The sequence below is a fragment of the Aurantimonas sp. E1-2-R+4 genome, assembly GCF_036549515.1.
Lineage (GTDB): Bacteria > Pseudomonadota > Alphaproteobacteria > Rhizobiales > Rhizobiaceae > Aurantimonas > Aurantimonas coralicida_A.
In genome coordinates, this window is sequence record NZ_JAZHLK010000041.1 from 1 (window position 1) to 20154 (window position 20154).

Consider the following 20154-nt stretch of genomic DNA (forward strand, 5'->3'; position numbering starts at 1 on the left):
GACCTGTTCGAGCCCGAAGAATGTTGGAACTACCTCAAGGCCGCTGGCTATGTTGCAGATTAATCGCCTGACGCTCTAGTGGATCGGCTCGCCCGTAGCTCTCGTAACAGGCAATATAATCCGTCATGCCCGCCTCCCGAAGCATTACGAAGAGCGGAAACTGCTCACATGCCTTGGGGTCGTCGAGCCGCGTCCGCTGGAACCGGACCTGATGCTTGACCAACTGGTAGAATGGCGCCTTCTGGAATTGCGACGACTTCGCCGCCGCGCGCGGAATTGACTGGCTTCGGCAAGTATCGCTCGCCATATCCCATGTCATGTCAAGGGCGCCGAGAACGGGATGAAGCAGCAGGCCGCCGACATTGATGCGGCAGACCGGTACGCCGCCTGTGATCAGCCGCCGGCCGAGTTCGCGCACCGTTTCGCTGAGATCGCCATCGTGTAGCGCCCGGTCCAGCAGCCAATCGGCAATGCCGCGGAACAAAAGGGATTCTGGCATGGCCCCGCAGCTCCCTCGGCCTACGTTGAAAAGCACCGCTCGGCCGGCCTGTGATGGCAACGATGATGCAGAACTTTTCGTAACGGAATAAGAGCGTAGCGAATTCATTGCATTCAGGCGAATCTGGATATCGGACCACAGGGTATCTCGCTAGATAGTCTGTTCCGAATTGGGTCATTCCCCGATAGGGCAAGGCGCAGAATAACCTCTTGGCCTTGCGCCTTGCTCCGCCCCGCGCCTTGCGCTATAGGCACCCCGTCCGCGCAGACACCCTTGGAGGCAGCGCGGAGTTGAGCGGTCTGGTCGGCTTTTGCCGACGGGTCCGCTTTTCGTCGTTTCGGACAAGACGTCCGCGCGACCACCTCGCAAACAAAAGGATATAGCCATGAGCGAGACCTTCACGGTCAAAGCCGAGGCGCGCGACAAGGTCGGCAAGGGGGCCGCCAGACATCTTCGCCGCTCCGGAATGATTCCCGCCGTCATCTACGGCGACAAGCAAGATCCGCAGCCGATCGCCATCCCCTACAAGGAAACCTTTCTGGCGTTGCACGCCGGCGGTTTCATGACCCATGTCGCAACGATCGAGCTGAACGGCAAGAAGATCCAAGTGCTGCCGAAAGACTATCAGCTGGAGCCGATCCGCGACTTTCTGATGCATGTCGACTTTCTGCGCGTTTCCGCAAAGACCCGCGTGACCGTCGAAATCCCGGTTCACTTCGAGAACGAGGACGATGCGCCGGGCCTGAAGCGCGGCGGTGTTCTCAACGTCGTGCGCTATACGGTCGAGGTTGTCGCGCCGGCAAGCGCCATTCCCGAGGCGTTTACCCTGGATCTCACCGGCCTCGAGATCGGTGCGTCGATCCATGCGTCGGCGCTGACGTTGCCGAAGAACGTCGATCTGACCATTACGGACCGCGATTTCACCATCGCGACGATCGCGGCCCCGGCCGCGCTCCGGTCGGAAGAAGATGAGGCAGCGGCGGAAGCCGAGGCGGCTGACGCAGTCGAGGCGACCGAGGTTGCTGATGGCAACGCTGAGAACGAGTCCGGCGAGGACAAGTAAGCGGCCGGCTCCACCGAGCCACGTTCACGAGAAAAAGGAGCCGGGCGATGTTGCTGATCGCAGGATTGGGCAATCCCGGCTCCCGCTACGCCGGAAATCGCCACAATATCGGGTTCATGGCGATCGACGAGATCGCCAGGGACCCGTCCTTCTCCCCTTGGTCGAAGAAATTTTCCGCCGAGATCGCCGAAGGCCAAATTGGGGCTGAGAAGGTGCTTCTCGTCAAGCCGCAGACCTTCATGAACGAGTCCGGCCGCTCGGTCGGCGAGGCGGCGCGCTTCTTCAAGATCGAGCCCGCGAACATCGTCGTCATCCATGACGAACTCGATCTGGCGCCGGCCAAACTGCGGGTGAAGACCGGCGGCGGCAATGGCGGCCATAACGGGCTTCGATCGATCGACGCCCATCTCGGCACCAAGGATTATAAGCGCGTGCGCCTCGGTATCGGCCACCCCGGCAGCAAGGACGCCGTCACGCCGTACGTCCTCGGAGACTTCGCCAAGGTGGACCGGGAATGGCTCGATCCGCTGATCGAGGCGATTGCCCGTCACATCGACAGTTTGGTCGCCGGCGATGATGCCCTGTTCATGAACAAGGTGAGCGTTGCCACCGGGTCGAGTGAGCCGACGGGCGCCAAGGGCGCGTCGGCGGGACCTGCCAAGCGCCAGGGCAACGGCAAGAGCCAAAGCCACATTCGCCAGGCACGCGGCAGCGGCCCGGCGGTGACGCTGCCGGACAAGGGTCCGATGGCCGAGATGCTGAAACGAATTTTCGGGTCGAAGGACTGAGCGGGGCCGAAGCTCTGCCGGGATCGCCCCGCACGAAGACAAGGACCAGAACCCATGGGTTTCAGATGCGGTATCGTCGGCCTGCCGAATGTCGGCAAATCGACGCTGTTCAACGCGCTCACCAAGACCGCCGCCGCGGCGGCCGCCAATTATCCATTCTGCACCATCGAGCCGAATACCGGCGACGTGCCGGTGCCGGACGCGCGGCTGAAGGACATCGCCCGGATCGCCAAGTCGGCGGCGATCATCGCCACGCGGATCACCTTCGTCGACATCGCCGGCCTGGTGCGCGGCGCGTCGAAGGGCGAAGGGCTCGGCAACCAGTTCCTCGCCAATATCCGCGAGGTCGACGCGATCGTGCATGTGCTGCGCTGCTTCGAAGATGACGACATCGTCCATGTCGAGGGGAAGATCGACCCCGTCGCCGATGCCGAGACGGTCGAGACCGAGCTGATGCTATCGGACCTTGAGAGTCTTGAGCGACGCACCGTCGCCACCCGCAAGAAGGCGGCCGGCAAGGACAAGGAGGCGCAGCAGGCGCTCCCGGTCATGGAGGCGGCGCTGGAGAAGCTGCAGGCCGGCGAACCGGCGCGCGTGCTGCTGGCTGGGTTGGACTCGGAGGAGCGGCGCGAGTTGCGCAACCTCAACCTCTTGACCTCCAAGCCAGTGCTCTATGTCTGCAACGTCGCCGAGGATGATGCGGCCACCGGCAACGCGCATTCCGAGGCAGTGGCGGCGATGGCCGAGCGTCAGGGAGCGCGAACCGTGGTGATTTCGGCGGAGATCGAGTCGGAAATTGCCCAGCTTCCAGCTGAGGAAGTCGGGGACTATCTGGAGGCGATGGGACTGAGCGAACCCGGCCTCGACCGGCTGATCCAGGCCGGCTACGAACTCCTCGACCTGATCACCTACTTTACCGCCGGCCCCAAGGAAGCGCGCGCCTGGACTGTCAAGCGCGGGTCAAAGGCACCGCAGGCGGCCGGCGTTATCCATACCGACTTCGAAAAAGGCTTTATCCGCGCCCAGACGATCGGGTTCTCCGATTTCGTCGAGCTCGGCGGCGAGACCGCGGCCAAGGAAGCCGGCAAGGCCCGCGACGAGGGCAAGGAATATGTCGTCCAGGACGGTGACGTGCTGATGTTCAAATTCAACAATTGAACCCAACTGACTGGTTTTGATTCGCGATTGCCTCCGTTGTGGCCGCCAGAGGCTGATGTAGGAAAGGACGACAGTGCGCGCATTCGAGGATTTCACCGAAGGGCTGGAGATTGCCATCGGCCCCTACGAGGTCACGAAGGAGGAGGTGATCGAATTCGCCCGCGAGTTCGATCCGCAGCCGTTCCACCTGGACGAAGACGCGGCGAAGGCGAGCATGCTCGGCGGTCTGTCGGCGTCAGGTTGGCACACCTGCGCGATGATGATGCGGATGATGGCCGACGCTTATGTGCTCGACTCCACATCGCAGGGGGGGCCGGGCGTCGATTTTGTCAAATGGCGGCGTCCGGTTCGCCCGGGCGACACCCTGTCCGGAACCGCCCGCGTGCTCTCCACGCGCCAGTCGGCCAAACGTCCGACGATCGGGCTCGCCCGTATCTCCACTAAACTCCGCAATGGACGTGACGAAACCGTTCTGGAAAGCGAACACACGCTGTTTCTCCTGACCCGCGAGGCCGCGGCGGCATGAGTTACTGGGAGACGATCACCGTCGGCGAAACGATCGAACTCGGCTCGCACTGCTTCGACGCGGACGCCATCAAGCAGTTCGCGGCGAAGTACGACCCGCAAAGCTTTCATCTCGATGAGGAGGCCGCAAAGGCTTCGATGTTCGGCGGGCTCTGCGCCTCCGGCTGGCACACCGCCGCGGTGTGCATGCGGCTCAATGTCGATACCCGCGCCGCCCAAGCCCGCGAATGGATCGCCGCGGGCCATCCGGCACCGAAAATGGGCCCCTCCCCCGGCGTCACTAACCTTCGCTGGCTGAAACCGGTCTATGCCGGCGATACAGTGACCTTCCGTCAAACCGTAACGGCGAAGCGGAAATCCGCCAGCCGCACAGGCTGGGGCGTCCTGGAATTCACCACGATTGGCGTGAATCAGCACGGCGAGTCGGTGTTTTCCTTCGATGGAGCGGCATTCAGCGGCACGGATTGACGCCTACATGTGAGCCCGGCAAGCCGCTCAAACGTTGCGGATGCATCTCATTCGCTCCCTCGGCGACCGGGGCGGAACTTGTTCCGTCCCCAGCGTCCTGGCTGCCCGGCAACTGCCTTTGATTCGCTACGGCAGTTGCAAGATAAAACGAATATAATTCACGACTTCTTAGTGCGTCATCGGCTTTTATGCAACCCAGTACCTGGGGGCCATGACGGTAATTCTCTATGCTTACGATCTTCACCGGACGGAATGGTTCGAAATCGACAGACACAGATTCGGTCGTACTGCGCCGCTTTCGCGGCGTTCAGATCAATAACATTCTAAAATTCACACCGATCATGATGCTCGGCAACGTGGTCAGTGCGGCCATCACATTTCCCGTGGCGTTCAATGCCGGCCTGGCGTGGATATTTCTGGTTTGGTGCGTACCGCTTCTCTATTTTGTAGCGACGGCTATCCGGTCGTCAGATCGCATTCGTGAGCGGGGCGGTCTGGAAACCGCTTCGCAGCGCGCGTTGAATCGCGCCAGGGTATCGGCGTTGCTGCTGGGGTCTTGGTGGTCACTGACCGCCATCCTCATCTATCCCGCGGCGAGCAGCGATGGGAAGGCGATCGTCGCCACGATCATGGTGGGTTTGATCTCCGGTGGCGCCTTCTCGCTGTGCGCGCTCCGACCGGCGATGATGAATTACATGGTTCCGATTATCGCGGGTGGAGCCTTCGCCCTGTTTCTGTCTGGAAGGCCGCACGATTATCTGTTCGCGGTCTTGCTCTGTGCTTTCTCTTTTATCGTCGTTCAAAGCGGAATCGGTCGCGGGCGGTTGATCAAGGAGAATTTCGATGATCGGCAGAAGCTCGCCGAACAGTCGGCCATCATCGAACTCTTGCTGCGCGAGTTCGAGGAAGGGACCAGCGACTGGCTGTGGGAAATCGACTCGTTCGGCAATTTGGGCCGCGGAACCGAGCGCTTTTTGCAGTTCTGCGGTCGGGGCACCGACGACATTCGGCCCGACGGTGACATGCAATTGGAATCCGTTCTCGCATCCGCTGGCCGGGCCACTGATGGTCTCGCCGCGATTTTGGGCCATCTGACCGCAAAGACGCCATTTCGCGATCAGATCGTCGAAGTCGCCGCGCAGCCAAACTCGCGATGGATTTCGATTTCGGGCAAACCGATCTTCGACTTCAGCGGCGACTTTACCGGCTTTCGCGGCGTCGCTTCGGATATCACCGCCGTCCGCGAAGCCGAAACCCGCATCGTCTATCTTGCCCATCACGACAGCCTGACGGGATTGGCAAATCGCGCGCATTTCGCGGAAGAAATCGAAGCAATTTTTCAGGTGAGCGGCAGCGCCGACCCAGTCTGCAGCGTGTTCTACCTGGACCTCGATAATTTTAAATCCGTCAATGATACGCGGGGACACACGATGGGCGACCGGCTGTTGAAGGCAGTCGGCGTCAGGTTGAAGGCCGTGGTTGGCCCCAACGATACGGTTTCGCGTATCGGCGGCGACGAATACGCTATTATAGCCCGGAGCGCCCAGGATGAACACGCTGCGGCCCAGTTGGCGACGGCGATCCTGGAGAGCTTTGCCAAGCCGTTCGATCTCGGATGCGAAACGGCGAGCGTCGGATCGTCTGTCGGCATCGCCTTTCTGGGCAAGGATGGCACCACCACCGAACATCTCCTCAAGAGCGCCGATCTCGCCCTTTATCACGCCAAGGAAGAAGGCAAGCGGACCTACCGATTCTTTACCCTCGCGATGGCGCGCCAGCGCCTCGAACGTCACCGACTGGAACAGGACCTTCGCGACGCGATCGGTAATGGGGAACTGTACATTGAGTACCAACCGATCGTCGACAATGGCACGCGCAGGACAGCCGGCTTCGAGGCGCTGCTGCGATGGGAACACCCCGAACGCGGGCGCATAGCCCCCGACCAGTTCATCCCGCTGGCGGAGGAAATCGGCGCGATCACGGAGATCGGCGCCTGGGTCATCCACCAGGCATGCAGGACCGCGGCGTCCTGGCCCGACGATTTGTCAGTGGCGATCAATGTCTCGGCCCACCAGTTCAAGCATGGCGGCATCATCTCGGTGGTGCAGGAGGCTCTGGACCTAACCGGCCTGCGGCCTTCCCGTGTGGTATTGGAAATCACCGAAAGCGTTCTGATCGACGATCCGCAACAGGTCGTCGAGATCCTGCACGAACTGCGAAACGTCGGCGTCAAAATCGCCCTCGACGATTTCGGCACGGGCTATTCCAGCCTGTCCTATCTTCGCCGCTTCCCGTTCGACAAGCTGAAGATCGACCGATCCTTCGTCAGCGCCATCAAGGACGACGAGGTGGCCCACGGTATTCTCGAGACGATCATGATCCTCGGCCGCGTCCTCAACCTGTCTGTGATCGCCGAGGGTGTCGAGGACGACGCTCAACTCGACATCCTCAGCCGACTGAACTGCCACCAGTTGCAGGGCTATTATTTCAGCCGGCCGATGGCGGAGGCCGATGTGGGCGGATATCTCCTCAACGAGTTCCGGCGCTCGACCGTCGACGACCGCGCCGCCTTCTCTCTTTCGCCGATATCTCTATCGGTTGCCGGCAACTAACGCCGCCGGTTCCGTCCACCGGCGGAGACCCCCGACCCCGCATCAGTGGCCGGAAAATTCCACCAGGGTCCGAACGTCCACGCCCAGCGCCTCGAGCTTCTTGCGCCCGCCAAGATCCGGCAAATCGATGACGAAACACGCCGCGACGATCTCGGCGCCGAGTTCGCGCAAGAGCTTGACGGCGCCCTCGGCGGTGCCGCCAGTCGCGATCAGATCGTCAGTCAACAGTACGCGCTGGCCAGGGCTGACGGCGTCGCGATGCATCTCCATCTCATCGACCCCGTATTCCAGGCTGTAGGCGACCCGGATGGTCGTGTGCGGAAGCTTGCCCTTCTTGCGGATCGGCACGAAGCCGGCCGATAGCTGGTGGGCCAACGCCCCACCGAGGATGAAGCCGCGCGCCTCGATTCCGGCCACATGGTCGACGCCCTCGTTCTTGTAGGGGGCGACCAACGTGTCCACGGCGGCGCGAAATGTCGCCGGATCGGCCAGCAGCGTGGTGATGTCGCGAAACTGGATGCCGGGTTTGGGATAGTCCGCGATGGTACGGATGGCGGCGGCGAAGTCGTTCATGCGGTGACAGGCCTTTCGGAAGGGGCGAAAATCAAGCGGCTCCGATCGTCTGGATGACCTCGAAACCCTCGAATTCGGGATGCCCGGCATAGAGCGGTCGGGTGCCACCGGCGCTGCCATGGGCGGCGCGGAACGCCTCTGATTTGGTCCAGGCCTGGAAGGCGGCGAGGTTCTGCCAGATCGTATGGGAGGAATAGAGCGTGTAGCCATCACGCTCCGGTCCCCGCAGCATATGGAATTCGACGAAACCGGGGACGTCGCGCAGTTTCGAATCACGGTTCAGCCACAGCGTCTCGAACTCGGCTTCCGCACCTGGCAGCACCTTGAAGCGGTTCATCGCGATGTACATCGTGGCTCACTCCCATTGGTCGCCGCCTACCCTACGTCCGGCGACATGGTACGTTTCGAGCAAGAAAAAAGGGAGCCGGTGAGCCCCCTCTTTCCGTCATGCGTATAAGAAATACCGGCTCAGTGCGGCGTGCCCGCCCAGACCCGGCGCTTGATCAGGAACATCAGCGCAGCGAAGACGACGAGGAACAGCATCACCACGAGCCCGGTCGCCTTGCGCTCGGCGAGATGCGGCTCGGCCGCCCACATCAGGAAAGCCGAGACGTCCCGAGAATACTGGTCGATGGTCTGCGGCGCGCCGTCGGCATAATCCACCTGATCGTCGAAGATCGGCTGCGCCATAGCCAGAGCCGGTCCGGCCAGGTAATATGGGTTGTAATAGGTTCCCGGCTGCAACTCGATTTCAGCCGACGGCTCCTCGCCATAACCGGTGAGCAGGGCATGGATATAGTCCGGCCCGGACTCGGCATATTGGGTGAAGATGTCGAAGACGAAGGTCGGGAAGCCGCGTTCGGCGGCCCGCGCCTTGGCGATCAGCGAGAAGTCCGGTGGCGCGGCGCCATTGTTGGCGGCGGCGGCGGCCTCGGGATTGGGGAACGGCGCCGGGAAGCGATCGGCCGGAATGCCCGGACGCTCGAACATCTCACCATCGGCATTCGGTCCGTCGGTGACCTGATACTCGGCGGCGAAGGCCTTCACCTGCTCCTCGTTGTAGCCGAGCCCCTCGAGATTGCGCATCGAGACGAGGTTCATCGAATGGCAGGCCGCGCAGACCTCCTTGTAGACCTTCAGGCCGCGCTGAAGCTGCCCGATGTCCCATTTGCCGAACGGGCCGGCGAAGCTCCATGACAACTCCTCCGGCTTCTTGATCGGATAATGCGGCGTTTCCGACGCGGCATGCTCCTCCTCCGGCGCGTCCTCAGAGGCGGCAACCTCGGACCCGACCGACTGTTCGCCTTCGGCAACCGGGGCCGGCTCTGCCTCGGTGGGTTCCGCTGCAGGCTGATCGCCCTCTACGGCCGTGGCCGGCGCGGCCTCGACATTTTCAGCGGGTGTGGCCGCGTCCTGCGCCATCGCGACCGACATCGGCGCAAAGACGACGCCTGCGGCGAGAACGGCTGACAATAGTCTGTTCATTGGCATGTCTTTCTCCGAAGCCTCCGCTCAGCCTCTGGTTTCCGGCGCCGAGGCCGTCGGTGCGGGGGCAGCGCCGCCGCCGGTGCCTGTGCCGATACCGCGATCGGGTCCTAGCACCGCCTCCGAAATCGAGTTGGGCAGCTTCTTGGGCGTCTCGATGAGGCCGAGGACCGGCAACACCACCAGAAAGTGACCGAAATAGTAGATCGTGCCGAACAGGGCGAGGATCGGGTAGATGCCTTCCGCCGGCTTGGCGCCGAGCCAGCCCAGGAAGATGCAGTCGGCGACGAGGATCCAGAAGAAGATCTTGTAGAGCGGCCGGAACGCCGTCGACTTCACCCGCGAGGTGTCGAGCCAGGGCACGAAGAACAGCACCAGGATCGAGCCGAACATCACCAGGACGCCGCCGAGCTTGGAATCGATCGGGCCGATGTTGAAGGTGATGGCACGCAGCATGGCGTAGAATGGCAGGAAGTACCATTCCGGCACGATGTGCGCCGGCGTCTTCAACGGGTTCGCCTCGATGTAGTTGTCGGGGTGACCGAGGAAGTTCGGCATGTAGAAGACGAAATACGCGAAGATCGCCAGGAAGACGATCATGGCGAAGCCGTCCTTGATCGTCGCGTGCGGCGTGAACGGCACGGTATCCTTCGACGACTTGACCTCGACGCCGGTCGGGTTGGTCTGACCGGTGACGTGCAGCGCCCAGACGTGCAGGATCACCACGCCGGCAATCATGAACGGCAAGAGATAGTGCAACGAGAAGAAGCGGTTCAGCGTGGCGTTGTCGACGGCGAAACCGCCGAGCAAAAGCTGCTGGATCGGCTCGCCGATCAGCGGAAATGCGGTGAAGAAGCTGGTGATGACGGTGGCGCCCCAGAACGACATCTGTCCCCAGGGCAGCACGTAGCCCATGAACGCCGTCGCCATCATCAACAGGAAGATGATCACGCCGAGAATCCACAGGACCTCGCGCGGCTGCTTGTAGGAGCCGTAATACAGCCCCCGGAAGATATGGATGTAGACGGCGATGAAGAAGAACGACGCGCCGGTGGCGTGCATGTAGCGCAGCAGCCAGCCCCAGTTGACGTCGCGCATGATCTTCTCGACCGATTCGAAAGCGATCGGCGAGGACGCGGCATAATGCATGGCAAGCACGACGCCGGTCAGGATCTGCAGCACCAGGAAGATCGAAAGAATGCCGCCGAAGGTGTAGGCGTAATTCAGATTGCGCGGCACCGGATAGGCGACGAAGGAATCATACATGAGACGCGGCAGCGGTAGCCGCGCGTCCAGCCAACGCATGAAGCCGCTCGTCGGCACATAGGAAGAATGACCACTCATAGTTCGAACTTTCTCCCTGTCAGCCGATGCGCACGGTCGTGTCGGACGTGAATTCGAAGGGCGGGATCGCCAGGTTTTCCGGCGCCGGTCCCTTCCGGATGCGCCCGGCGGTGTCATAATGCGAGCCGTGGCACGGGCAGAACCAGCCGTCATAGTCGCCGGACTGGCCAATTGGGATACACCCGAGATGGGTGCAGACGCCGACCATCACGAGCCAGGCTTCCTTGCCGTCGGCCGCACGATTGACATCGGTCGCTTCGGCGTCGCCGGCGATGTTGGCGTTGCGCGCCAAGGGGTCCTTCAGGTCGGCAAGCGGGACCGCCTTGCCCTCCTCGATCTCCACCGGGGTGCGCTGGCGGATAAAAATCGGCTTGCCACGCCATTTGGCGGTGATCGACTGGCCTTCGGCCACCTGACTGACGTCGACCTCGATCTCCGAGAGCGCCAGCGTCGCCGCGTCCGGGTTCATCTGGTCGATGAACGGCCACAGGAAGGCGGCGGCCCCGACCGCGCCGGCGGCGCCGGTGGCAATATAGAGAAAGTCCCGGCGATTCGGATCGGACTGTTCCCGGTTCGGGTCGGCGTGTTCGTTGACGCTCACGGCGGCTGCCACTCCTTGACTGGTCTCGCGCGGATCGCACCGCTTCTTGCGGATTTAACCCCGCGCGGCAAGGGGAGACGCGACGCATTTTCGCCGCACTCCCAGAAAGATCGCGATTTCGCGCGGGTTTTAGGCGGGAAGCCGGGCGCTTGTCCAGACGAAAGGGCGGCGTGAGGGCTACGTGTCGCCTGGGTGAGTCGGAAACGATTGTCCCGCACTGGCGAGCAACCCACCCAGTCGGGTGCCCCGCTGCCGTTCAGGGAGCGTAGTCCGAATAATGGCCCAGAGGCTGGCGTAAAGCCCGTCTCTCGCGACCAACTCCGCGTGGCTGCCCTCCTCGACGATCCAGCTCTCGTCGAGCGCGCGATCAACTGAAGACAGCATCAGTTATCCGGCCGGCTCGATATCGGTGAGCGCGAAATCGTTGCCCTTGAATAGCAAAGGCTCGTTGGTCGCCTTGGCCAGCGCGTAGGAAAAGCAGTCGCCGAAATTGAGCCCGGCCTTGTGGCGACCCTTGCCGAAATCCAGAAATGCCTGGCGGGCGAGCGCGCCTTGTTCGAGCGAAACCGGTTCAATGACCACGCCGGCGCGACGGATGAGGACATCGATCTGCCGCGCCGCATCCGGTCCGGCCTGGCTCTCGACCACCATCGAGAGCTCCAGAAGACTGGCTACGCTCATATGGCATCGGTCGGCCTCCTGGATCAGTTGGGCGAACCGTTCCTGTTCCGGTTCGCCGTAGAGAATGGCGATGAGAGCCGAGGTGTCGAGGATCACTTCGGCAGCCCGTTCTCGTCGTACAGCACCTGGCCATGAGGGGCATAAGGCTTCTGGACCTTCGCGGAGACGCGCTCGGCGATCGCCAGGATCTCCGCGACGTCGGCCCGCCCACGGCGTTCGTCCAAGCGGGCGTGACGCTCGCGCAGTGCCTCGGTCACCACCTTTGTCATGCTCTGCCCCGTCGCTCGCGCGATGGCCTGAGCGAGGCGATGGGCTTCCGGATCTTTGATATTGAGGCTCACCGACATCTGCTTTCTATAAAATTCTCTATCTTTCTACCATCTAAGCGACACCGTCGCTCCGGGCAATGGCAGTCGCCATAAGAATACCCCCCTACTCGGCCGCTTCCTCTTCCCGCTGCCCGTACAGGAAACCGCCGGATTGGCGGGCCCAGAGGCTGGCATAGAGCCCATCCCGCGCGACCAGTTCGGCGTGGCTGCCCTCTTCGACGATCCGGCCCTCGTCGAGCACGATCAGCCGGTCCATCGCCGCGATGGTGGACAGGCGATGAGCGATGGCGATGACGGTCTTGCCCTCCATCATCTTCGTCAGATTCTCCTGGATCGCCGCCTCGACCTCGGAATCCAGCGCCGAGGTGGCCTCGTCGAGCACCAGGATCGGCGCATCCTTCAACAGCACGCGGGCAATCGCGATGCGCTGGCGCTGGCCGCCGGACAGCTTGATGCCGCGCTCGCCGACATGAGCGTCGTAGCCGGTGCGACCCTTGGGATCGCGCAGGGTCGGGATGAAATCCTCGGCATTGGCCCGCTCGGCCGCCGACAGGATATCGCCCTCGTCCGCGCCGGGCCTTCCATAGGCGATGTTGTCGCGGATCGAGCGGTGCAGCAGCGACGTATCCTGGGTGACGACGCCGATCGCACCGCGCAGCGAGGCCTGCGTGACGCCGGAAATATCCTGGCCGTCGATCAGGATGCGTCCGCCCTCGAGGTCGTAGAGGCGCAAGAGCAGATTGATCAGCGTCGTCTTGCCGGCGCCGGAGCGGCCGACCAGCCCGATCTTTTCGCCCGGCCGGATCGCCAGCGACAAATCCTCGACCACGCCGCCACCCTTGCCATAGTGGAAGCGGACATTCTCGTAACGGATTTCGCCGCGTGACGCCTCCAGCGGCTCGGCATCCGGCCCGTCGATCAGCGTCGGCAGTTGACCGACGGTCGCCACGGCGTCCTGGATGGTGCCGTAATTGCGCACCAGCCCGTTGATGTTGAACATCATCCAGCCGGACATCTGATTGAGCCTGAGCACCAGGCCGAGGGCGGTGGCAACGCCGCCGGTGGTGATGCCGCCGGCCCGCCAGCCGAGGATCGCCACCGCGCCGACGCCGGTCATCATGACACCGTTGAGCACGGCGACCGCGATGCGCACTTCGGTCAGCGCCCGCGTCATCCGCCGGGTCGCGTCGACCAGATGGGAGAAACCCGCCTTGACGAAGGAATCCTCGCTGCGCGCCGAATCGAACAGCTTGACCGACAGGATGTTGGTGAAACTGTCGACGACCCGGCCCGACACGATCGAGCGCGCGTCGGCGGACGCCCGGCCGTATTTGCGGATCTTCGGCAGAAGATTTCGGACGATCCAGACATAGCCGAGCGCCCAGATGGCCAGCACCACCGCCATGCGCCAGTCGAGCGCGCCGAGGATGGTCACGGTCAAGACGATGAAGGTGACGAAGGACCAGAAGGTCTGCAGGATCGTGGTGACGAAGTCGCCGGTCGCCGCCCCGACCTGCTGCACCTTCTGGGCGAGCCGACCGGCGAAATCGTTCTGAAAGAAGGTGTAGGGCTGCTCCATCAGCCGGCGGTAACTCTGCCAGCGGATGCGATTGTAGAAACTCGGCGAGATCACCTGTTCCTCGAGGATCGAGGACACAAGCAGGACAGCCGCCCGCCCCACCAGCGTCAGGAAGGCGAGCCCGGCGATCAGCCGAAAATGCTCAGCGAATAGCGTTGCCGGCGACGACCGCTCCAGCGCATCGATCAGCCAGCCGACGCCGGTATACATGACCGCCTCGATGCCGCCGGTCAGTCCGCCGGTCGCCAGAAGACCCAATAGCGGCCATTTCGCCTGCTTGGCGAAATGCCAGATGAAGCGGTTGGTCTCGTCCGGCAGCGGCGCCAGATGGCCCGTGCCCTCGCCTTCGTCGTCGAACGGGTCGAGCAGCGTCTCGAAGCGCTGGAGAAACCGCTCCATCATTCCGCCGCCCTCAGACCGTCCTCGTTCGCCCCGTCCTCGGGCATGTCACAATACAGGAAGCCGCCGGCCTGCCGCGCCCAAAGCTGGGCATACAGCCCCTCCCGGCCGACCAGTTCGGCGTGGGTGCCCTCTTCAACGATCCGGCCCTTGTCCAGCACCACCAGCCGGTCGAGCGCGGCGATGGTCGACAGCCGGTGGGCGACGGCGATCACCGTCTTGCCCGCCATCAGCCGATAGAGATTGGCGGCGATCGCCGCCTCTACCTCGGAGTCGAGGGCCGAGGTGGCTTCGTCAAGCAACAGGATCGGCGCGTCTTTCAGCATGACGCGGGCAATCGCGATGCGCTGGCGCTGGCCGCCCGAGAGCTTGACGCCGCGCTCGCCGACCTCGGCGTCGAGGCCGTGCCGTCCCTCGGCGTCGCGCAACTCCTCGATAAAACCGGCAACCTCCGCCCGTTCGACGGCCCGTGTCAGCTCGGCCTCGCTCGCGTCCGGGCGGCCATAGCGGATGTTGTCGCAGATCGAGCGGTGCAGCAGCGATGTATCCTGCGTCACCATGCCGATCTGTTCCCTCAGTGAGGCCTGCGTCACGTCCGAAATGTCCTGCCCGTCAATCAATATCCGTCCCGCCTCGACGTCGTGGAAGCGCAGGAGAAGGTTGAGGATCGTCGACTTGCCGGCACCCGAGCGCCCGACCAGGCCGATCTTCTCGCCCGGCCGGACACGAAGGTCGAAATTGTGCAACACCCCGCCGCCCTTGCCGTAGTTGAAGGACACCTGGTCGAAGACGATCTCGCCCTTCGGGACGGCAAGCGCGGGCGCTTGCGGCCGATCCAGGATCGATTGCGGCCGGGAGAACGTCGCCATGCCGTCGCGGATGGTGCCGATGTTCTCGAACAGCGCGGCGACCTCCCACATGATCCATTGCGACATGCCGTTGATCCGCAGCACCAGGCCGATCGTGGCGGCGATCGCCCCGACCGTGACGAGTTCAAAGAGCCATAACCGGATCGCCAGCGCGCCGACGGCGGCCAGCAGCAGCGAGTTCAGGAGATAGAGCGTAAACTGGAACAGGTTCACAAGCCGCATCTGGCCGTGCACCGTGGTCAAAAACCCGTACATCGAGGCGCGGGTGAAATCGGCCTCGCGCCGGGTGTGAGCGAACAGCTTGACCGTGGCGATGTTGCTGTAGGCATCGACGACGCGGCCGGTCATTTCGGCGCGGGCGCCTGCCTGCCGCTCGGCGATTACGCCCAGGCGCGGGACGAAATACCACAGCATCAGCGCGTAGAGGGCGAGCCAGCCGAGAAAGGGCAGTGCCAGCCGCCAGTCAGCCGCAGCCACGAGCACGACGACGCCGGTGAAATACACCGCGACATACAAAAGGACGTCGAGCGCCTTCATCACCGTCTCGCGTACCGCCAGCGCGGTCTGCATCAGCTTGGTCGATATCCGCCCGGCGAATTCGTCGCTGAAGAAGCTCATCGAATGGCCGAGCAGCCAGCGATGCACCATCCAGCGAAACCGCATCGGGAAATTGCCGGCCAGCGCCTGGAAGGTCACGAGGCCGGACAGGAAGACCAGCCCCGGCAGTACCGCCAGCACGACGAAGCCCATCAGCGCCAGCGCCCAGCCGCGTTCGGCCAGAAATGTCTCGCGCGAAACGCCGGAGAACCAGTCGACGATCTGGCCGAGAAAGCCGAACAGCGACACCTCGACGATCGAGATCATCGCGGTCAGCACCGCCATCGCCAAAAGCAAAGGCCAAGCGGGCTTGGCGTAGAACCAGACGAAGCGGGCCAGCCCGCCGCCCGGCGGGGTCTCAAGCTCCTGGTCGGGAAACGGCTCGACCATCCGCTCGAACAACGAAAACATCAAAACTTCCCATCGGATCGGACGCCGGTTCAACGAATCAGGCAGGCCCGGGCTTTTTGGACGACAACCGGCTGTGGCGACGCGGTCCCTTCGATATAGGACAAACCGAGGCCGATTCACGGTCTCGGCGACGCCGGGCGCGGCACGCCGCCCCTCACGACGACATGCAAGGCCACCGATGACGCAGGATCGCGACAACCACGAGCCGGACAGGACGGCCGCCCCGACGGGGGCCGGGCCGATCTCGCTGGCCCTTTATCAGCCGGACATCGCCGGCAACACCGGCACGATCCTCAGACTCGGCGCCTGCCTCGATCTGGTCGTCGAGATCGTCGAGCCAGCCGGATTCGACCTCTCCGACCGTGCCCTGAAGCGGGCTGGCATGGATTACCTCGCCATGTCCCGCCTCGTCCGTCATGTGGATTTTTCCGCCTTCGAGGCGTCGCGGTTGGCGGCCGGGCGGCGACTTGTCCTGTTCACCACCAAGGCGTCGACCCGCTACACCGACTTCGCCTTCACGCCCGACGACATCCTGTTGTTCGGCCGCGAAAGCGCCGGCGTGCCGGACGGCGTCCATGCGCTCGCCGACGCGGCCGTGACGATCCCGATGGATGGCGGCGGCCGCTCGCTCAACCTTGCCGTCGCCGCCGGCATGGCGGCGGGTGAAGCGTTGCGGCAGGTCAGGTGGGGCAGCACGGCGCGGTGATCGCCCCGGTTTCGGGACCGCCATCGTCGAGAGCGCCCGTTTCGCTCACGGCCTGTTTTTGCGTCACCTTTTCCGCTTCCCCGATGCGGGCAAAGCACCATCACGCGCGCCGGCCGAACTCAGGTCCGGGGCCGCTTATGTTTAATATAGGCGACTTATTGTCACAGCAAAAACGACCGATCAAATCGTAAACGTTTTCCACGTAGCTTTCCGAACCAAAACGTAAAGGCGTGCGGGCAAGGTCGTTAGTCAATGAGACTTAATATAGCGCTTATTGTTGCAAGAACAACTATTATTGCGGCCATGACGCTGGCCGCCGCAGTAGTGGCACAAGCCGAGACTCTTCGGATCGGCGGGACGGGTGTGGCGCTCGGCGGGATGCGACTTCTCGGCGCGTCTTACATGAAGGAACACCCCGACAGCCAGATCGAGGTATTGCCCAGCCTGGGCAGCACTGGCGGCATCAAGGCGCTGCTTGCGGGCGCCGTGGATATTGCGGTCAGTTCCCGCGCCCTCACGGACGAGGAACGCGCGGCCGGTGCGACGAGCAACCTCTATGCCCGCACCCCCCTCGCCGTCGTGACATCACCCAATGCGCCCATCGAGGATATCACCACCGGTGAACTGGAGGCCATTTATACCGGCGAGACGACGCGCTGGCCGGACGGATCGATCATCCGCCTCGTCCTGCGCCCGGCTTCGGAGACCGACACCTTGCTGCTGCGCAAGCTTTCGCCCGGGATGGACCGCGCCGTCGATATCGCCTTTAGCCGTCCTGGATTGGTCTCGGCGACGAACGATCAGGACAATGCCGAGGCGCTGGAGCGGTTGCCAGGCGCGATCGGCCTCGCCGCGATCGGCCAGATCGCGACAGAAGGCCGGCGACTTAAAATCCTATCGCTGGACGGCGTCTTGCCGACAGTGGCCCTCTCCGCGCAAGCCGATTACGGCTTCGTCAAAGACCTGCATCTCGTGACCAAGCCTGAGGCCGCCCGGTCTGCCGCGGCGTTCGTCGCCTTCGTGAGCTCAGCAGAAGGTCAGAACATCCTTGCCAGTACGGGCCATAGCCCAATGGCCGAATAACAGAAATCCGGTGGGGTGAACGTGGTCAAACGGTCGAAAGAGATTGATGATTCTGCCTTGGCGTTCACCACGGCAGTGGCGGCCGCGGCAGCGATCATCGTCGCCCTGGTGTTGCCTGCCCTGCATTTTTATTATGTTTATCAGTACAATACCGGAAATATCGAGTCCAAAACCGAAATCAACGCGAAACAGATTTCACAGCTGATCGGCCACAATCCTCGTATGTGGGAATTCGAAACGCTCCGCATCCAGGAACTGCTCGACGACGCAGCGCGCGAGACCTACACAGAAATTCAACGGGTCTTCGCTGAAAATGGCGACCTTATCGCCGAACACACCACCGGCGTCGCCCCGCTCCTCAGTCCCACCATCCGCGATAGCCACCCGCTCTACGATGCCGGGGTGATTGTCGGGCGTGTGGAGTTAGAGCGCTCGCTGCGGCCGCAGTTGGTGCAAAGCCTGATGGTCTTCGTTCTGTCCGGGCTTCTCGGCGCCGGCATTTTCATCGCCTTGCGCGCGGTACCACTGCGCTTGCTGCGCAGGGTGATCGAACGCGCTTCCTTTCTGGCAAGCCACGACGCCCTCACCAACCTGCCCAATCGCGCCGTTTTTCAGGAGTGGATGACCCACACCATTGCCGATGTCGCGCGTGACGGAACGCCCGCCGCCGTGCTTTTTCTCGACCTCGACCACTTCAAGGGGGTCAACGATCTCCTGGGTCACGCAGCCGGGGACGAGTTGCTGAAGCAGGTCAGTGACCGAATGAGCGGGACCTTACGCCAGAACGACGTGCTGGCGCGACTGGGCGGCGATGAATTCGCCATCATCCAGAAGCGGATCGCCCAGCCCGACGGAGCCGCTCAGCTGGCCCAGAGACTGATCGCCATACTCGCCGAGCCATTCGATCTTTCAGGGCAGGAAGCGATGATTGGTGTGAGCATCGGGGTCACGATTTGCGAGCCCGGTGGACAAGCCGATCCATCCCACCTGCTTCAGCAGGCCGATATGGCGCTTTATCGCGCCAAGAGCGGCGGACGCGGAAACTACCAATTCTTTGAGGAGGAGATGAATCGCCGCTTGCTGGAGCGCAAGACGATGGAAATCGACCTGCGCCGGGCGTTGGCAAACCACCAGTTGCAGTTGCACTTCCAGCCTCAGATCGATCTGGCGACAAGCGCGCTCATCGGCGTCGAGGCCCTGATACGTTGGAATCATCCGGAGCAGGGGATGATTGCGCCAGATCGTTTCATTCCCCTTGCCGAAGAGACGGGGCTGATCTTGCCGATCGGCGACTGGGTCATTCATACGGCTTGCCGCCAGGCCCAGGCGTGGCCGTCTTTAAAAGTCGCGGTCAATGTCTCGCCGGTGCAGTTTCGCCGCGGCGATCTCGTGGCGGTGGTCCGGCATGCGCTCGAAGAGACCGGTATGAATGCCGGGCGTTTGGAGCTGGAAATCACCGAGGGTGTCCTGATGCAAGACACCGACGCCACCATCGCCATCCTGACCGCGCTGAAAGAGTTGGGCGTAAAGATCGCCATGGACGATTTTGGAACAGGCTACTCCAGCTTGAGCTATCTCCGGCGTTTTCCCTTCGACAAGATCAAGATCGACCGATCCTTTATCGCCGATATGGGCCGTGACGACCACGCCGACAGTATCATCAACGCTGTGATCAGTCTGGGCCGGGCCCTCGGCATGAAATCGAACGCCGAGGGCGTCGAAACGATCGAGCAAGCCGACCTGTTGAGGGCGCAGGGATGCGAGGAGGTCCAGGGATTTTACTTCGGGCGGCCGATGGCCGGCGAGCACATCGACGCCCTCGTTCAATCCTTTCAGAATGGCGATGCAACAGCTGTGGCCACGTCCGCTGGCAGGAGAGCCGTGGCGGACAGTACAAGCGCTTCGTCAAAGGACGACTCGCGGGAGAACGACGCTGCGAAAGGCGTCTCCTTTTCCGCACCGACGGCGGTAGCGGGCGCTTAATACGCCTTTTGTCGGCTCAGGCTTCAGTCGGCGCTTGGCAGCCGGCGCATGGTGAATTCGATCTCGCCCTCGGGCAGCTGCCGCCAGCTTTCCACCGAGGTCCAGTACGCAGCCTTGGGATAGCGGTCGAACCACTCCCGCGCCTTGGTGCGCGCCGCCTCGCGCGGCAGGGTGAAGGTCTCGCGCACGAAGCTGTCGCCACCCTGCCCCCGGATTCGTCCGGCGGCGCGATCGTCGCGGGTTTCGTGCAGGCGTTTGGCGAGGCCGTCGAGCGGCGGGCGGATAAGCCGGGACATGAACTATCTCTGGGATCGCAATCGGACACGGATGGAAAAGATAGCGGCCCGCCGTGGTTTTTGCGAATCGGCGCCCATGCCGCCACATGGCGAGCAGCCTCGGCC

General features: G+C 62.9%; 22 protein-coding genes. 9 read left to right on the forward strand and 13 right to left on the reverse strand.

The features are described 5' to 3' along the window. Positions 1-34: 34 nt before the first annotated feature. Entirely contained in the window at positions 35-499 is a 465-nt protein-coding gene (locus VQ045_RS16485) for a hypothetical protein (protein WP_331830882.1), read from the reverse strand. A 385-nt stretch (positions 500-884) separates the two neighbouring features. Here VQ045_RS16485 and VQ045_RS16490 point away from each other — a divergent pair, with 385 nt between their 5' ends. The 5 genes from VQ045_RS16490 to VQ045_RS16510 all read left to right on the forward strand — a co-directional run bounded on the left by VQ045_RS16490 (position 885) and on the right by VQ045_RS16510 (position 4501). Continuing rightward, positions 885-1562 (forward strand): 50S ribosomal protein L25/general stress protein Ctc, encoded by a 678-nt coding sequence (locus VQ045_RS16490; protein ID WP_327623010.1) that lies wholly within the window; start codon positions 885-887, stop codon positions 1560-1562. 47 nt (positions 1563-1609) lie between these two features. Continuing rightward, positions 1610-2350 carry an aminoacyl-tRNA hydrolase gene (pth, locus tag VQ045_RS16495; RefSeq protein ID WP_331830884.1) on the forward strand — a complete coding sequence of 247 codons (741 nt, stop codon included), beginning with the start codon at positions 1610-1612 and terminating at the stop codon, positions 2348-2350. Positions 2351-2404: 54 nt separating this feature from the next. Next, positions 2405-3508: a redox-regulated ATPase YchF gene (gene ychF, locus VQ045_RS16500; protein ID WP_331830885.1), complete on the forward strand. Its 1104-nt coding sequence runs from the start codon at positions 2405-2407 to the stop codon at positions 3506-3508. 73 nt (positions 3509-3581) lie between these two features. Further along, a complete protein-coding gene (locus VQ045_RS16505; protein ID WP_331830886.1) occupies positions 3582-4034 on the forward strand; it encodes a MaoC family dehydratase in 453 nt (150 codons plus the stop codon). Continuing rightward, complete coding sequence (locus VQ045_RS16510) at positions 4031-4501, forward strand: MaoC family dehydratase (RefSeq protein ID WP_331830887.1); 471 nt, start codon at positions 4031-4033, stop codon at positions 4499-4501. Before VQ045_RS16505 ends, VQ045_RS16510 begins: the two co-directional genes overlap by 4 nt. Before the next feature lie 563 nt (positions 4502-5064). Here the strand turns inward: VQ045_RS16510 and VQ045_RS16515 are convergent. Then, the gene (locus tag VQ045_RS16515; RefSeq protein WP_331830900.1) at positions 5065-5928 is read right to left on the reverse strand and encodes a hypothetical protein; all 864 of its coding nucleotides are present in this window, start codon (positions 5926-5928) and stop codon (positions 5065-5067) included. Here VQ045_RS16515 and VQ045_RS16520 point away from each other — a divergent pair. Continuing rightward, the gene (locus tag VQ045_RS16520) at positions 5827-7113 is read left to right on the forward strand and encodes a putative bifunctional diguanylate cyclase/phosphodiesterase (RefSeq protein ID WP_331830899.1); all 1287 of its coding nucleotides are present in this window, start codon (positions 5827-5829) and stop codon (positions 7111-7113) included. The genes VQ045_RS16515 and VQ045_RS16520 overlap by 102 nt on opposite strands. A gap of 42 nt (positions 7114-7155) precedes the next feature. Here VQ045_RS16520 and VQ045_RS16525 read toward each other — a convergent pair whose 3' ends face one another. From VQ045_RS16525 to VQ045_RS16570, 10 genes are all read right to left on the reverse strand, one after another. Next, entirely contained in the window at positions 7156-7686 is a 531-nt protein-coding gene (locus VQ045_RS16525) for an adenine phosphoribosyltransferase (protein WP_327623003.1), read from the reverse strand. A 31-nt stretch (positions 7687-7717) separates the two neighbouring features. Continuing rightward, on the reverse strand, positions 7718-8035 hold the full coding sequence (locus VQ045_RS16530; protein WP_327623002.1) for an antibiotic biosynthesis monooxygenase family protein: 318 nt from the start codon (positions 8033-8035) through the stop codon (positions 7718-7720). A 119-nt stretch (positions 8036-8154) separates the two neighbouring features. Beyond that, positions 8155-9171, reverse strand: coding sequence for a cytochrome c1 (locus VQ045_RS16535; RefSeq protein ID WP_327649224.1), 1017 nt, complete (start codon positions 9169-9171; stop codon positions 8155-8157). A gap of 27 nt (positions 9172-9198) precedes the next feature. Further along, the gene (locus VQ045_RS16540; protein ID WP_327623000.1) at positions 9199-10515 is read right to left on the reverse strand and encodes a cytochrome b; all 1317 of its coding nucleotides are present in this window, start codon (positions 10513-10515) and stop codon (positions 9199-9201) included. Between the two features lie 19 nt (positions 10516-10534). Then, positions 10535-11116: a ubiquinol-cytochrome c reductase iron-sulfur subunit gene (gene petA / locus VQ045_RS16545; protein ID WP_327622999.1), complete on the reverse strand. Its 582-nt coding sequence runs from the start codon at positions 11114-11116 to the stop codon at positions 10535-10537. Between the two features lie 177 nt (positions 11117-11293). Further along, complete coding sequence (locus VQ045_RS16550; protein ID WP_327649214.1) at positions 11294-11500, reverse strand: hypothetical protein; 207 nt, start codon at positions 11498-11500, stop codon at positions 11294-11296. A gap of 3 nt (positions 11501-11503) precedes the next feature. After that, on the reverse strand, positions 11504-11893 hold the full coding sequence (locus VQ045_RS16555) for a type II toxin-antitoxin system VapC family toxin (RefSeq protein ID WP_327649216.1): 390 nt from the start codon (positions 11891-11893) through the stop codon (positions 11504-11506). Beyond that, positions 11890-12138, reverse strand: coding sequence for a type II toxin-antitoxin system VapB family antitoxin (locus VQ045_RS16560; protein ID WP_327649218.1), 249 nt, complete (start codon positions 12136-12138; stop codon positions 11890-11892). Before VQ045_RS16560 ends, VQ045_RS16555 begins: the two co-directional genes overlap by 4 nt. 91 nt (positions 12139-12229) lie before the next feature. Next, positions 12230-14107, reverse strand: coding sequence for an ABC transporter ATP-binding protein (locus VQ045_RS16565; RefSeq protein ID WP_331830888.1), 1878 nt, complete (start codon positions 14105-14107; stop codon positions 12230-12232). Further along, the gene (locus VQ045_RS16570; protein ID WP_331830889.1) at positions 14104-15981 is read right to left on the reverse strand and encodes an ABC transporter ATP-binding protein; all 1878 of its coding nucleotides are present in this window, start codon (positions 15979-15981) and stop codon (positions 14104-14106) included. Before VQ045_RS16570 ends, VQ045_RS16565 begins: the two co-directional genes overlap by 4 nt. 178 nt (positions 15982-16159) lie before the next feature. On the opposite strand from VQ045_RS16570, the gene VQ045_RS16575 reads away from it, so the two are divergent. The 3 genes from VQ045_RS16575 (at position 16160) to VQ045_RS16585 (ending at position 19753) form a co-directional block, all read left to right on the forward strand. Next, positions 16160-16687, forward strand: a complete 528-nt coding sequence (locus VQ045_RS16575; protein WP_331830890.1) for a tRNA (cytidine(34)-2'-O)-methyltransferase — start codon at positions 16160-16162, stop codon at positions 16685-16687. 303 nt (positions 16688-16990) lie between these two features. Continuing rightward, positions 16991-17770, forward strand: coding sequence for a substrate-binding domain-containing protein (locus VQ045_RS16580; protein WP_331830891.1), 780 nt, complete (start codon positions 16991-16993; stop codon positions 17768-17770). Between the two features lie 15 nt (positions 17771-17785). Further along, positions 17786-19753, forward strand: coding sequence for a putative bifunctional diguanylate cyclase/phosphodiesterase (locus VQ045_RS16585; protein ID WP_331830892.1), 1968 nt, complete (start codon positions 17786-17788; stop codon positions 19751-19753). 23 nt (positions 19754-19776) lie between these two features. On the opposite strand, the gene VQ045_RS16590 is transcribed toward VQ045_RS16585, so the two are convergent. Beyond that, a complete protein-coding gene (locus VQ045_RS16590; protein WP_331830893.1) occupies positions 19777-20049 on the reverse strand; it encodes a hypothetical protein in 273 nt (90 codons plus the stop codon). Positions 20050-20154: the final 105 nt, after the last annotated feature.